Origin of the sequence: Enterococcus sp. DIV0756 (genome assembly GCF_051710745.1) — a bacterium.
Lineage (GTDB): Bacteria > Bacillota > Bacilli > Lactobacillales > Enterococcaceae > Enterococcus_A.
Genome location: NZ_JBIOLF010000001.1, coordinates 2889254 through 2903793, shown reverse-complemented (window position 1 = coordinate 2903793; position 14540 = coordinate 2889254). Strand labels below are relative to the sequence as shown.

At 39.8% G+C, this 14540-nt stretch carries 9 protein-coding genes; 6 read left to right on the top strand and 3 right to left on the bottom strand.

What is annotated here, in order from left to right; translation table 11 throughout:
• Positions 1 to 253 precede the first annotated feature (253 nt).
• From IGI44_RS13920 to IGI44_RS13895, 6 genes are all read left to right on the top strand, one after another.
• On the top strand, positions 254 to 1747 hold the full coding sequence (locus IGI44_RS13920; RefSeq protein ID WP_438788348.1) for a helix-turn-helix domain-containing protein: 1494 nt from the start codon (positions 254 to 256) through the stop codon (positions 1745 to 1747).
• 404 nt (positions 1748 to 2151) lie between these two features.
• Complete coding sequence (locus tag IGI44_RS13915) at positions 2152 to 2901, top strand: pilin N-terminal domain-containing protein (RefSeq protein ID WP_438788347.1); 750 nt, start codon at positions 2152 to 2154, stop codon at positions 2899 to 2901.
• An 11-nt stretch (positions 2902 to 2912) separates the two neighbouring features.
• Positions 2913 to 4574, top strand: coding sequence for a SpaH/EbpB family LPXTG-anchored major pilin (locus IGI44_RS13910; RefSeq protein WP_438788346.1), 1662 nt, complete (start codon positions 2913 to 2915; stop codon positions 4572 to 4574).
• A 477-nt stretch (positions 4575 to 5051) separates the two neighbouring features.
• Positions 5052 to 8900: a SpaA isopeptide-forming pilin-related protein gene (locus IGI44_RS13905; RefSeq protein WP_438788345.1), complete on the top strand. Its 3849-nt coding sequence runs from the start codon at positions 5052 to 5054 to the stop codon at positions 8898 to 8900.
• A complete protein-coding gene (locus IGI44_RS13900; protein ID WP_438788344.1) occupies positions 8900 to 9661 on the top strand; it encodes a pilin N-terminal domain-containing protein in 762 nt (253 codons plus the stop codon). The genes IGI44_RS13905 and IGI44_RS13900 overlap by 1 nt, the downstream gene beginning before the upstream one ends.
• Positions 9651 to 11237, top strand: coding sequence for a SpaH/EbpB family LPXTG-anchored major pilin (locus IGI44_RS13895; protein ID WP_438788343.1), 1587 nt, complete (start codon positions 9651 to 9653; stop codon positions 11235 to 11237). The genes IGI44_RS13900 and IGI44_RS13895 overlap by 11 nt, the downstream gene beginning before the upstream one ends.
• Before the next feature lie 262 nt (positions 11238 to 11499).
• Here the strand turns inward: IGI44_RS13895 and IGI44_RS13890 are convergent, their stop codons facing one another.
• The 3 genes from IGI44_RS13890 to IGI44_RS13880 all read right to left on the bottom strand — a co-directional run bounded on the left by IGI44_RS13890 (position 11500) and on the right by IGI44_RS13880 (position 14127).
• Positions 11500 to 11739: a YgiT-type zinc finger protein gene (locus tag IGI44_RS13890; protein ID WP_438788342.1), complete on the bottom strand. Its 240-nt coding sequence runs from the start codon at positions 11737 to 11739 to the stop codon at positions 11500 to 11502.
• A gap of 46 nt (positions 11740 to 11785) precedes the next feature.
• Positions 11786 to 12928, bottom strand: coding sequence for a helix-turn-helix domain-containing protein (locus tag IGI44_RS13885; protein ID WP_438788340.1), 1143 nt, complete (start codon positions 12926 to 12928; stop codon positions 11786 to 11788).
• A 554-nt stretch (positions 12929 to 13482) separates the two neighbouring features.
• Positions 13483 to 14127, bottom strand: coding sequence for a histidine phosphatase family protein (locus IGI44_RS13880; RefSeq protein WP_438788339.1), 645 nt, complete (start codon positions 14125 to 14127; stop codon positions 13483 to 13485).
• Positions 14128 to 14540: the final 413 nt, after the last annotated feature.

Below are 14540 nucleotides of genomic sequence, written 5' to 3'. Positions count from 1 at the left end.
GAAAAATATTAACGGAAAGGGTGAAAGGGATTAGATATAAATAAGTCCAATGGCTATTTTTATATATGAAAAGAGACGCTTTTTATTCGGGGATCAGTGAAGGTTGATGAATCACATACATTATGGTCGGTCACTGTTGGTTGAAGATTGATGGGAGTTGCAGATTCATACGACTGAGCCTCCGATTTTTTTTCATATCAAAGAATAGTCATTTGTTACGTTCTAAAAGGGGAAGAACAAAGGGGATGATGAAATGGATTTCAGAGAGGTTTTGGGGACAAGTAGTTTAAGGCGATTACGCTTTGTTGAATTGCTGTATGCGAGTCAGGTTGGGCTGCCAAGTGATCAATTACTTGAAGAATTAGAATGTTCGTTACCTATTTTATTGAAGGATGTCAAATTGATTAATGACGAGCAGGAGGATTTCCATATTGAGAAATTCAAAGGGCTCTATCAAATTAATGTCAAACCACATGTAAGCATCACTCGGCTGTATGCAGACGTTCTTCAGACGGCACCTGAGTTTCAGATTATTGAAGAACTACTGTATGAAAAATGTTCAAGTATCAGTGATTTAGCAGAGAAACTGTATCTCAGTGCCTCGAATACCCAACGCTACTTAAAGAAAATTGAAACAGCATTAAAAAAGGCAGGAATTAAGCTAGATTACCGACCATTACGGATCGAGGGAAAAGAGAGCGTCATCAGACATTTTTACTACCGGTACTTTTTAGAAAAATCGGATCATATGGATTCACTATTTTCCAATTTAAAAGAATATCAGATCAAAGCGATAACGGATTTGGTGGATCAATTCATTCAAGTCAATCATTTGGAGAATCGCCACATTTTTCGCAAGAGGTTAAGCTACAACATTTATATCAGTCTGTGGCGAATAAAAAATAGTCGATTTTATCCCGCAGATGAATTAGTGAGTCCGTTAAGCTTACCGGATGAAGAAACCTTAGAAGCGTTTGAAAGGATCGTTTTAGAAGTTTTTCGTGTTCGGTTGACGAAGGAAGATATCAAGGATTGCTTGTGGCTGTCGTATGCGGACATGTTGATATTTAGTGAAGATCAATGGAAATCGGTGATGAAGCAAAGCAGAAGTTATCGCGATCTGTATCAAAAGCATTATGAACTAGTAGAAAATTTCAATCGTTTGTTGGGTCACTCTCTGGAAGATCTTGAAATGAGTGAACTAACGATTGTGCTGGTAAATGATCAACGCATGTATTCACCTAAAGGTCGTTACATTGATATTCTCTATCGTCAACGAGGGATTTTTTTAGAAAAGATGATGGAAACGCACTACCAAGCGGTAAAGAAGGTATTGAAAATCGCGGAGTCTTTTGTGAAGAAATACCGTATTTATCAAGAAAATGATTTTGTGTGGAATTACACCTATTTGCTGATCACCATGGTTCCTCAAAGTTTAAATCTGTTAGCGAGTGCAGATCAGCCCTTGAAGATTTTACTACTTTCTGAATTATCACCGACGGAAGAAACCTTCTTAGCTGAACAAATTGAGGAACGGATTTACGGAAACTTTAAAGTCCATTTTGTAGAGGAGCGTTCTCGGGATTCACGAATCACAATCAGTGAATTGAAGAAATACGACGCGTTAATCACTTCGAGTAGTGTGGAGGAAGTACCGTTTGACTATCCTACGGTGATCATAGATCCGTTTTTGACCAATCAAAATATTGTCCAATTGCAGCAGTTGATCAGTGATCTTTCGGGGTAATGATAAGAATGGGAAGAACTCATTTAGATCCAACTTCATCCATCCAAATGAGTTCTTTTTTTTTAAACAAATGAGTTTTACTATTTGCAAAATAATATTAAAAAAATGAATGGAATAACTCTATTAACTAATGGAAACAAAGAAATAACTAGTTTCGCAGGAAATATAATAACTTAAAAATACAAAAAAGCAAAAAAACACGAAGAAATAATATCGGGTACTATGGTGGTGGATGAAGAAACAGTAGAAAACGTTGGAGGGAGGAGTAATCGACATGTGAATGTATTGAAACGTACAAAGCATATCAATACTGATAAGCGGATTGCTCAAAAGTCCATCCAAGGTCTAGGATCTTGGTTGCTTATCAGTAGCTCACTAATTCCGTGACAGAAGGGGGGCTGGAAATGGGAAAAAGGATTTCCTTCATAGTATGTCTGCTTCTAGGAATTTGTTGTTTTGGTATGACGGGTTTTGCAGCAGATGAGCAGAGCGAAGAAAAAAATGAAGAGCAAAGTAATGAGTTGGTAGAGTTGTGGATACATACGTGGGGAGAGGATGGAAAAAGAGTCGAAGGAACCGAAAAGCTAACGTTTGATGTCTATGATCTGACGAGTTGGCGAGAAGAACATGGAGGGGATGAAAAGGAAGCAAAGGAGTTTCTATTAAACACGTATTCAACGAAGGAAAAGATGGCTGAGTTCGTTCAAGAAAAGCAATTAACCAAGTGGAATCAAGAGGAACTAGGAGTTGACGGCGGTGGAAATGTCTCATTTGATGTTCCACGCTTCAGCGGCGGGAAGGATGCTGCCTATCTGATTCTGGCAGGCGGCGAAACAGGAAAGTTCCATATGCTGCCGGTCGTTCTTTATTTACCGCAAAAACATCCGGAGACAGAAGAGGAAGCAAAACGTCTCCTGATCTATGGTAAATACAAGGATATCAGTACACCACCACCCATCTCCTCTTCGACAATCGATTCGGAGGAGGAATACACCTACAGTGATGAGCCCGGACCTTCTGACTTTGCCGGCTCAAGCACTTCAGGAAAAAATTATCCTTCAACTAATGATTTGATTCGGAACTACACGGTTTTAGGCGTATTACTCATTTTTATTGGGCTTTTAGGATTCAAAAAAATACAAAAGAAGAAATAGGGGGAAAAATAATGAAAGCAAGAGGGAGACTTGTCAGTTTGTTGATGGCACTTGTTTGTTTGCTGCCAATAGGCGTGGGTTTATTAGGTTTTGGGGAGAGCGCTTCGGCGGCTGATCCACAAGATATCACAGTAACGTTGCATAAGAAAAAGATGGATGAATTTCCAACAGGTGGAGTAGAGAATGATGGAGAAATAAATACTGATTTTGAACGCTATGAGCCAATGCCAGGTGTAGAATTTACAGCATATGATGTAACAGAAGATTTTTATAGATTATTGAATGTAACAGGAAATGAAGACGAAGACACTTATAAAGAAAAAGTTGAGACTTTGTTGAAGGCATTCAAATTAAGCGATGTAAATAATCCTGACTCTAAAATAAAAGGACAAGATGTGACTAGCGATCCTAAAGGGGAAGTTACATTTAATCTAAAAGATAGAGATGCGGATGGTACGTACAAAGTTTATCTATTCCAAGAAACTGCTGGAACTGGCGGAAATGAATTTCCTCAACCAGTCGTTATGATGTTACCTGTTTATAAAGTAGGCTCACCGGATGTAGCAAACACAGATATTCACTTGTATCCGAAAAATCAGGTAGATAATGAACCAGAGAAGGAACTTGTAGATGATAGAACAATTCCTGATGGCGAAACTCACTCTTATGATGTTGGTAAGGAAATTACTTATAAAGCCTCATTCACTATCCCAAGTCAAATTGGTGAAATGATCAAAGACGCTCAAGATAACGAAGTACAAACTCGTTACAGCAAATTGGTTTTCCGCGATGAAGTGGATAAAGAAGGAGTGAAATTTGGCGAACTTAAAAGGATCGTCATTGGTGGATCTGAAGTTCCAATTTCTGAATTTACTCGAGCACTTTATGCAAATGCTGAATATTTTAACCAAGGTACTAATTATCTTCCAACTGGTGTGAAAGCCGGATTCCAAATTTCAATGAACTTGAGTGACGCTAAAGCCAGTACAAATAGAGCAGAATTTGACAACTCCAGAACAACTGCGAAGTACTTAGAGACACATGCTGGAAAGAAAATTGAATTTTACTACACTATCATTCTTACAGAAGATACAAAGGTTGACATGGATATTAACAATAACTTCACTGTTACGTTGAAACAACATGATTCTGAAGAGGATAAGAGAGAAGTTGAAGATAAACCAATCGTAACTACCGGTGGTAAGAAATTCAAAAAACACGAAAAAGACCATGAGAATCAAGCACTAAAGGGTGCGGAATTCATTGTTACTAGAAAAGACCCTAGCGATCCTAACAAGAAACAATACTTAAAAGAGGGCGCTAACAAGCGTGAATGGGTAGCTGTTGCAACTGATTATCCAAATGCACACAAAATTATTTCCGATGACGAAGGGTTGTTTGAGATTACTGGCCTTGAGTATGGTCAATATGAATTAGTTGAAGTTAAAGCACCAAATGGCTTCCAAAAACTAGCTCAACCGTTCCCATTTGAAATCACTACAGGTTCTTATGCTGGAACAGATGCATTATTGGGAGGTATGGTTGCCAATACCACTAAAGGCGGCTTCCTACCATCTACCGGTGGTAAAGGGATCATCGCATTCCTAGTAATTGGGCTTTCGTTGATGGGAATCGCAATCGTTCGTTACCGCAAGACACAACACGCAGCATAGTCAAACCAATTGAATAATCACTTAAGATGAGGCGAATCTTTGCCTCATCTTTTTTAGTATTAGATGGCTTGTCTAGTTCATTCTTCATATTTAACTATTCTATGAACAAATAAGTAGAAATCTCTTGATCATAAGATTAGTTACATGGTGATTTTGTGTACTTTTTATATAGGAGAATCTTAGAAGCCTCGGAAATTGATATTTCCGAGGCTTTTTTTGCGTGTTTTTAATGAATAATTCAAAAGGCAAATTTTTTATGCGACATTCAAACTTTATTATTCTTTAATCCAAATTAAAAAAATGGGTGTAATAACACTAAAGATTATAAAAATCAATAAAACAACGTGAAAATACTCTATTTGAATAACAAAAAAATATAAAAAAACACATAAAGCGAATAAAAATGATATCAGTTATCATATTGTTACGCGGAAGGGAGAGTGGGTGAAAAAAGGAGTGGAAGGAGGAAATCATGAAATGAAAAAGAAGCACTTACTCATGTTGGTTGTTCTATTATTTTCTTTTATTACAGAAACACTGCCATCACTAGTTACCGCGCATGCCGAAACGACGAAAACGGAATTGATCGATGAGAAGTATTTAAAGGTCTCCTATGAGTATGAAGCGCAAGAAGACACCAATCGTTGGCGAATTACGTTTAGCAGGCAAAGCGAAGAAAGTGATAAAGAACACCGTCTCAAATTGAAAGTAACAGATGAAAAAGGAAAAGTGATCACTTATCCAACGATAAAGAACATGATCGAGAAGGATGATTGGCTGATCGAAAAAAGCTATTCCTCAACGATGGAAGGGCAACTTGTTTTTGAACTGCCGAAAACAATCGAGAAACTGTATTTGGATGTTCAATTAGACGAGCAGACTCTTTCTGATGGAAAAGATGCGAAGGTACAAGAAAATATTCTTGATATCAAGGAACCTTTTGAGCTGAATGTAAAAAAAGTATCAAAAAATGCGGCAAGTAAAAAAACGGATGCCCCTGCTGGTGTAGATATTGTGTACGCTGACCCAGCAGATGCTATTGGACCAAAAGACGATGGAAAAGTAGTTCCAGCAACAGCCGTACCTACAAATGGTTTGCTGAGAATGGATCCACCGAAATATTCCAATAAATCACCAGTTTACACAACGAATAATGGTATCTATCCAACGTGTTACTGGACGCCAACAGGACAATCTAATGTTCGAAATCATCAAGGTGGTTACGAGAAAGATTCCGGCTGGGATGGTAATACAGGCTGGGATGTTTCGAATGATGATCATACGAAATCGTATATCAAATATGGGGAAAATAAATCGAAGCCCAATATTGAGCTTCGCAAATATGCGAGTGAAACATCTAAAGCAGATGAATTCGATGTGAAGTTAAATGTTCGTGGAAGAACGATTCCTAAACCTGGCGTAGATGTTTGTTTTGTTTTGGACAATTCTTCTTCTATGGAAATGTCAAAAGGGAATATCGGTGGAATGACTAGAAAAGCATTATCCTTAAAGTCATTGCAAAAATTAATCGATAAGTTTGAAGCAGCTGATCCAGATACAGATAGTCTAAGGATCGGAGGAGTTATTTATTCTTCTTCAGATTATCCGTCGGCAAACCGAACGGTTCCTATGTCAAATAGCTCGTCTGGTTGGCAAAATATAATTAATACGTATAAAGGAACCCAAGCATACGGAAACACTTATACGCAAAAAGCATTAATGGATGCGCAGAAGATGCTGAATAGTGCAAGTGGGACGAATCGTCGAAAAGTGATTTTTCTTTTGACAGATGGCGCTCCTAACATGAGTGCAACACCAGTATCTGCATACTCAGATTCAAGTATTTACTATGATGGACTTCGAATTACAGATTACAGTTCAATAACATCTGGAGATTACTTTGGAGCTGCTCTTTCAGAGAGTTGGCTAGGGAATTCATACCATACAACCTATAAGCCAAAGGGGAAAACAGTAACAAAAACTAAGCAATGTTTATATAGTCACTTGACACCTGCCAATTCTACAGCTGCTGATATCAAAGAGCAAGGAATGGAAATTAACACTATTGCGATCAATATCAAAGCAGATGTTGTACCTGTAGAAAGACATACCACTAATCAATTAGTCACAGGCTTGTATCGAATGGCTTCTAAAAAAGCTAATGCAACTGGAGACACACAAAGTGATTATCAATTCTATCACGCAAGTACTACTGGTGACTTTGATATTTCATTCGATGATTGGTTCAACTCAGTCATTCAAACGGTGGATAAGGGTGTGATTGAAGATCCAATCGGCGATATGTTTGAGCTAGTGGGAACACCAACTGTTAAGGAAATCAAGAAGAGCGGTGTCCCTGCAATTGAAAGTAGCAAACTGCCGAGCAATCCAGTTGTGACGAACAATACGATCAAGGTTGGCAACATTAACCTTTACGGTCAGCAAGAAATTGAAGTGAACTACAAACTGCGTCTGAAAACCGATCATAAAGATTACGAAGGCGACACATGGTATCAAACGAACGGAAGGACAACACTTACACCGACACCAGAACGTACGACAGATAAGCTGGATTTTGGCGTACCGTCAGTTAAGGGCAAATCCAAGAAGTTCGAAATTCCAGTTGAAAAGAAATGGTCAGATTCGCATAAGAACACGGAGAACTATTGGGGACTTCGTGCAACTAGTGTCAAAGTTGTTTTACAAAGAAAAAGTGGCAGTTCATGGGTAGACGTTGAAACGAAGACGTTGAATGCGGCGAATCAGTGGAAAGACACGTTCACAGCAGATGGCGGCAGTAATGTCTATCGGGTCGTTGAGCCAGAAAGGACAACGGGATATGCCAAGCCGGATTCCAATGTGAATGAATTTACCGCGAAAACCGTACCGAGCAAAGGAGTTCAAATCACAAATAAATTGCTGACGGGGAAGGCGATTATTTGTAAGTACAAAGAAGATGGCAAAACACCATTTAGCGGCGACAAACCGAAATTCTCAGTAAGAAGAAAATCAGATGGCAAGGTACTGGCGACAGACCTTGAACCAGATGCGAGCGGTCAAGTCACGATTTCTGATATTCCGCTAGGGGATTTCATCATTGAAGAGTCCTATGTGCCACAGGGCTACGCCAAGATGGAGGATATTGACCTCAAAGCGGTGGAAAATGGAGCAGGAACAAGCTTGAACATCACAATGAATGGAAAATCATCACCATACAAAGTGATCAATAAATTGGCGAAGGATCTGGAGATTCCAGTGGAGAAGCTCTGGTCGGATAGTCATCGAGGAACAGAAAATTACTGGGGACTTCGGACAAACTACGTGAGAGTCACGTTGCAAAAGAGAGTAGGAAGTAGCTGGGAGAATGTTGAGACCTTAACGCTGACACCGATCGACAACTGGAAAGGGGTTTTCCAAAATGTCGAAGGTGGAGGGACTGTTTACCGCGTCGTTGAGGAGTTGCGGACCATCGGCTATGCCAAACCAACGTACAATTACGGCACGAGCTTTACTGCTGCGACGAAACCGACAGAAGGCATTAAGCTGACCAACAAATTATTGACTGGCAAGGCGATCATTTGCAAATACATGGATGATGGCAAGACGCCATTTAGTAAGGATAAACCAAAATTCACCATCACGCGTCGCTCCGATGGCAGAGTGTTAGCGACAGATATTGAGCCAGATAGTAATGGGCAGGTAGTTATCGAGAATATTCCAATGGGGGACTTCGTGATTGAAGAGTCCTATGTACCGACAGGCTATGAAAAGATGGCGAACATCGATCTCAAAGCAGTGGAAAATGCTGCAGGGACGGCCTTGAACATTACCTTGAATGGCAAATCTTCACCCTACAAAGTGACAAATAAGCTGGCTGATTTCAAGCTGAAGATCAAGAAAGTTGATCAAGACGGGAATGAACTTCGCGGAGCGAGCTTCCGGCTGATCGGAACAAGTTATGATCGAACCGAGACTGGCGGACCGAACTTTGAATTTACCGGCTTGCGACCAGGTGAATACAGTTTGTCTGAAACGGTCGTTCCAAATGGGTATCAGGGAATGAGCGGGACTGTCCGAATCAGTATTTCACGAGAAGGTGTCGTGAGCATTCAGTCCAATCAAAATGTGAGTGGATCTGGCGGAGTGGGGACTCCGAATCTGATTCAACTGACTGTCACAAATCGAAAACGCGGAGCGGGTCCATTGCCTAGCACAGGCGGATCGGGCACAGCGATGTTCTTCAAAGTAGCACTTGGGGTTATTTCTACAGCGGGAGGACTGCTGGGAAGCCTCTACTGGCTCCACACGAAGAGGAGGGGATCGTAATGAAAAAAATGATTCTGCTCTTGGGACTGATTCTGGGGATTTGTAACATGGGGGTTACTGCTTTTGCAGAGGAAAGTCTAGTGGAAGTACACATTGATACAAGGCCGACCGGGAAAATAATCGAAGGCACCGATTCGATCACTCTCGATGTTTATGATTTGACTGAATGGCGGTCTAAACAAACTGGTAATGAGAAGCAAGACAAAAAGAATATTTTAGATAACTATTCCACAAAAGAAAAATCTGCAAGCTTTGTTAAGAATGAAAACTTGACGAAAGTAAATCAGACACCACTTTTGCTAGATGATGCGGGAAAAACATCTGTTTCGCTTCCTCGTTATCAAAAGGATAAGGATGCCGCATATTTGATCCTCTCTTCAGGGGAAAAGGGCAAACAATACATGTTGCCGATCGTGGTGTATTTACCACAGCTGTTTGCAACGGATTCAACCAGAGAATATACGAGTTTGCTTTTTAATTGCAAATATGATGAGGTGCCGACCATACCGACGACAGAACCAACCACTACTACCACAACTAAATCGACAGAAACGCCGATAACAGATAGCTCAGGACCAAGGAAAGACTTGCCAAAAACGATTGGAACACCAAGTGGAGGGGAGGGACCAAGTTACTCAGGAAAAGAGCTTCCTTCTACAAACGAGTTGATACGTAATTATTGTTTTCTAGGGTTGTTGTTGATGATTGTTGGTTTAGTTGGATTGAACAAAAATAAGGGGGAAAAAAATTATGAAAAGTAAGAAGAAATGGGTTGCGTTGTTAACGACATTGCTATGCCTGATTCCTTTACTAGCAGGGGTGCTAGGTGGGGGAGACAGTGCTTATGCATCAGATTCAGTAAACGTTACGTTGCACAAGAAAAAAATGGATGAGTTTCCTAATGATAGCCAGATTAATACTGGTAAAGAAATGACAGAATTCGATCGCTATGAAGGATTACCTGGAATTACCTTTACAGCTTGGGATATTACGGAAGATTTCTATGCAGCATTAGATGCGATCTTAACTGGAAATGAAACAGATGCAGAATACAATACAAAAGCAAAACAAATCATGGATGCCTTTGATTTGAATGCAGCACCGAATGCAGTTGATGTTGGCGACCAAACAACTGATGCAAACGGAGAAGCAAATTTTGCGAATTTACCATCTAAAAACGCCGATGGTTCTTACAAAGTGTATTTCTTTGAAGAACATGCGTCACAAGGTGTAGAGATTGGTTCATACAAATTAGTGTTGATGTTGCCATTGAAAGACGGCAATACAGAAATTACGGACATTCATTTGTATCCGAAGAACAAAGTAGAAGGCGAAGATCCTGAAAAGGAATTAGTTGATGAAAATGGCAATCCATTGCCACCACGTCCAGCTGGCGCTTATGACTTTGAAGTTGGACAACAAATCCACTACCGTGCAAGCTTCATGATCCCGAACCAAATCGGCGATATCGTAAACGGGGCTCCTCGTTATACGAAATTAGAAATGAACGATGCGGTCGACACAGAAGGCGTGAGATTTGAAGGCATTGATCGAATTGTGATCAATGGTACGCAAATCAATGAAGCAACATTCTTGAGCAATGCAACTGCTACGTATACAAATACAGCAGCACCATTCTCTGGCTTTGCTGGTTTTAACATTGCAATGAATTTGACAGGGGCTGCTGGTCCTGCAACAGCGAACTACTTAAGTCAATATGCTGGTCAAACAATTGAAATTTTCTATACGGTGTCATTCACAGATGAAACACCGGTTGACCGCGACATCAACAATGAATTCTCAGTAACAATGAATCATGACGGCGGACAGGATGATAGTAAAGTCAATCCACCAATTGATCCAATTACAACAGGCGGTAAGAAATTCTTCAAATACGAAGCTGGTTCAAGCAAAGCACCATTGGGCGGCGCAGAATTCGTAGTAATCAAACGTGTAAACGGAGTGGATTACTACTTGACTGCTGGCGCAACAACAATGACTTGGACAGCCGTTGGTCCGAATGAAGATTTCGCAACAGCAACGAAATATGTTTCTGGCGCAGATGGGAAATTCGAAGTAACTGGACTTGAATATGGCACATACTACTTGCGAGAAACTAAAGCACCAAGCGGCTTCTCTAAATTAACAAGTGATGTTCAATTTGAAGTGGAAAAAGGTTCTTACGATGGCGCAGCGGATCAAGAAATCGAAAATATTACGAAAGGCGGAACCTTACCATCAACTGGTGGCATGGGGATCATCGCATTTATCGTAGTTGGACTTGGCTTGATGGCAGCAGCAATCGTTCGCTACCGTCGTGTACAATTTGAAGTATAATTAAAAAAATGAGCAGAAGGTTTGAGGACCTTTTGCTCATTTTTTTTGAGTAGGTAAAACATGTTGAAAGCATATCTTCTTGACTTCAGTTTATCTAACCAAAGAGGTTAACTATAACAAGAAATGCTCAGAAAAAAATACTAAAGTGGTGAGATAACCACCGGGAGAAGATAAAAAGTTCCGTTAACTCAGCCTATCAAACAATTATTTGTCTGATAGGCTGAGTTAAATGCGATCGATAACAAAGATCTTGTTATTACTTCTATAATTTCCCCGCCATAAGACCAATGCCGCCTAGTTTTTCGAAATCTAGAGTGGCCTCTTTGCATTTTTTTGCGCTCTTATACACTAGGGCAGCGGAAATGCTGTCAACTACCTGCGCTTCACAGTTTGGGCAGATAGAACTGGGTACATTCACCACTTCCACGGTACGTTCTTTACCGGGAGCCTCCATTTTTGTTGTCGAATCTTTCATCTCTTTTTTGCAGTTGGCACAGTACATAATAAAAACCTCCTAAGTTTGATTTGACTGATTTTTTGGTATCGCGTCAGTCTCGCAGCAATACATTTAATTTGTCGACCAGCCTTTCGAAACGCGGCAATCCAGACAGCCTAGAGAACACCGGATTTTCTAGCACCGCACTAACAATTTCACGCTTCATGGCCTGCTCATCGCGAGGCAATACTGGCATGATAATGGAACTTTCCGACATCTGTCTTTCTCTGGCTTCTTTGATTAATGGAAAAAAGTCGTCGGACTCTATGCCAAGTGGAAAAATTGCTTCCGAAGCAAGCAGGGTATAGTTTTCCAACATCGTAAGGGTATTTTCGGTGTCTTCAAGATTCAGATACCCTAATGCAGCCGTCATATAGAAAGATAAAACCGATAAAGGAAAAAGGAATCGTATCTTAAAAATATCCTCTAAAGCTAGCGTGCGTTGGCAAATAGTTTCAAATTCTTCGGCATCATCGCAGCAGATGGAAAGGTGTGCTGTAATCTCATAAAAAAGAGTGATCAAAGCATCAAAAACATTGCCTTGCGAGAGGGTCTTAGCCACCAATTGATTGCCAAGCATTTGGTGAGCCTGGGATAATAGTGTCCCGATGGATGGTTGCGGTTCATGCCTGTTTTCTTTTTCCAATAGTGCGACGATGTTTTGCGGATTGTCACACATCAATTCGCAAAAAGCTTCGCTTTGGAGGGCGAGCCGCCTCAGTTCGACATTTTCGGATAGTTCTTTTACGCGTACGAACAGGGCTTTTGCTTCAGCCATTATGGCGTTTTTTTGCGTATCATCTTCTGCTTCGGGGGCGTAATTGAGTAAAAGAATGGCGATTTGATAGAGCAGTGAAGAGCAAGCATAGTATTTCTTGACAATGACGCGGCAGCGTTCCAACATTTCATCCAGTGGTTTTGCCGCAAATTCGTCGATTAACTTGGTATAGAGTGTGCGAATTTCTTCATCCGTCAATTGCGGTTCATAGCCCATCAGTTCATCCAGACTGATATTAAAATAGGCCGCAAGCTGTGGCAGAAAATGTACATCGGGATAGCTGTTTCCCGTTTCCCACTTTGAGACAGAGGCTTTAGACACGCCCATGAAACGTGCCAATTCTTCCTGTGTAACGCCCTTTTCTTTCCGCTCGCGAGCAATGTTTTCAGCTATATGGATCTCTTTCGTAGCAATCATCCTCAATTCATTTAATGTCTTGAATTAATTATACTGAACATGCTGGAGCGTATTCAATGGATTTGTGGTTAACTTTGAGCTGATAAATCAACTTCTAGGAAACTTGAGGGAACATTCTTCTATGACATAGTTTGATATCTGCTGGGAAAGAAGTTCAGCGGGCGTATTGTAATAGAAGCTGATAGAACAGAGGAAGAAAACTACAAAGTTACCTCTATAAATGATGAAGAGGTTGATGGAAAATATGATGGATGTTGATTAGGAGTTATTTTGTTTTAGAAAGTAAAAAAAGCCCGCTAACCACGCCTATAAAGTAGTTTCAGAGCTTAAGTATTTGAAAAGTAACTGAATAAATGTTTAATGCATATCAAAAAATAAATCCTGAAAAAGGTAAGGTAGCAACAAGCCGAAATCTTATTATTGAAGAAAGATATTTTCATTTTTCGATAGAGTTCACATTACCATATTGACTGTTGTAAACATCTTGCGCCATATTTTCAGACCATTTCTTAATTCGCATTATCGCCCTGAGCCGCAAAAGCGTACTGTGCTTATCATGTAAGGATAGAAAAATTTTTACCATCCCATTGAATACAAAAAATATCGACATTTTTTATTTTAGGTTTCTTACGCAGCGTTTCTTTTGAAAACAAATACAGCAATGTTTTAATAGCAAAAGCATGAGTAACGATCAGGACGTTTGGATTATTCAAATGAATAAAATGATCACCTGTATCTTTGAGAAAACTTTCCAATCTATCTGCAATCATAGGAAACGGTTCAACCATACCTGTGATGTCGGATTTATAAATAATCTCATGAACCTCTGGCAAACGGTAGTTAAGTTCTGAAAAATCATTTTGTATTTGTAATTCATTCATCATACTGGAAATAAACGTTTGATTATTTTCTGCTTCCCAGCGGCCTAAACACCATTCACGGAGTCTTTTATCCGTAAGAACGTGCAGGTTAGTTTGCCCTTGTGCAGTTAAGATGGTTTCTCCAGTCTGTAAAGCTCTGGATGCATCACTGGAAAATGCAGCCGAAAATTGAACATCTTTCAGTTGCTCTCCTAATTGTGTGGCTGTTTGGATTCCTTTTTCAGTTAAGGGGGAATCTACCCAGCCTTGTGCTTTATGTAAATGGTTAAGTAATGTTTCCCCATGTCGAGTAACATAGAAAGTAACTGTTGAATTCATGCTTTATCCTCCGAAAGAATTCTATGGAATCGCTTCACCTTATCGGCAATAGTCGAACCAAGAAATTAATAGCAGTATAGCAGAACAATTCACCCAAAACAACGCTGGGGAAAAAGAGAAAAGAGATGGAAGAATCGGTTCAAAAGATCCGGTAACCGAAGGAATTATGTACGAGCAAAAATGGGCAAGCATCCATTGAACGTCTATACAATGAAAAGATTATCCATTCAAAAAGTAAGTCTATTGCTTGGGACTATGAGTTTAGATCCCGAGAATAGGCTTATTTCCTGTGTTCTTTTACGCGAATCCCAATTCAAAACGTGAATTTTTTTTGGCACAAATAAACTTTATTATTTTTAATTTAAATTTAAATTATTGAGTCTAATAACAATGGATGTAATATTAGATTAAGA

Bases quoted from the DNA above. Each gene is read 5' to 3' on its own strand.
- IGI44_RS13920 (WP_438788348.1), top strand. From the start codon at position 254: ATGGATTTCAGAGAGGTTTTGGGGACAAGTAGTTTAAGGCGATTACGC.
- IGI44_RS13890 (WP_438788342.1), bottom strand. From the start codon at position 11,739: ATGTACTGTGCCAACTGCAAAAAAGAGATGAAAGATTCGACAACAAAA.
- IGI44_RS13885 (WP_438788340.1), bottom strand. From the start codon at position 12,928: ATGATTGCTACGAAAGAGATCCATATAGCTGAAAACATTGCTCGCGAG.
- IGI44_RS13895 (WP_438788343.1), top strand. From the start codon at position 9,651: ATGAAAAGTAAGAAGAAATGGGTTGCGTTGTTAACGACATTGCTATGC.
- IGI44_RS13880 (WP_438788339.1), bottom strand. From the start codon at position 14,127: ATGAATTCAACAGTTACTTTCTATGTTACTCGACATGGGGAAACATTA.
- IGI44_RS13915 (WP_438788347.1), top strand. From the start codon at position 2,152: ATGGGAAAAAGGATTTCCTTCATAGTATGTCTGCTTCTAGGAATTTGT.
- IGI44_RS13900 (WP_438788344.1), top strand. From the start codon at position 8,900: ATGAAAAAAATGATTCTGCTCTTGGGACTGATTCTGGGGATTTGTAAC.
- IGI44_RS13905 (WP_438788345.1), top strand. From the start codon at position 5,052: ATGAAAAAGAAGCACTTACTCATGTTGGTTGTTCTATTATTTTCTTTT.
- IGI44_RS13910 (WP_438788346.1), top strand. From the start codon at position 2,913: ATGAAAGCAAGAGGGAGACTTGTCAGTTTGTTGATGGCACTTGTTTGT.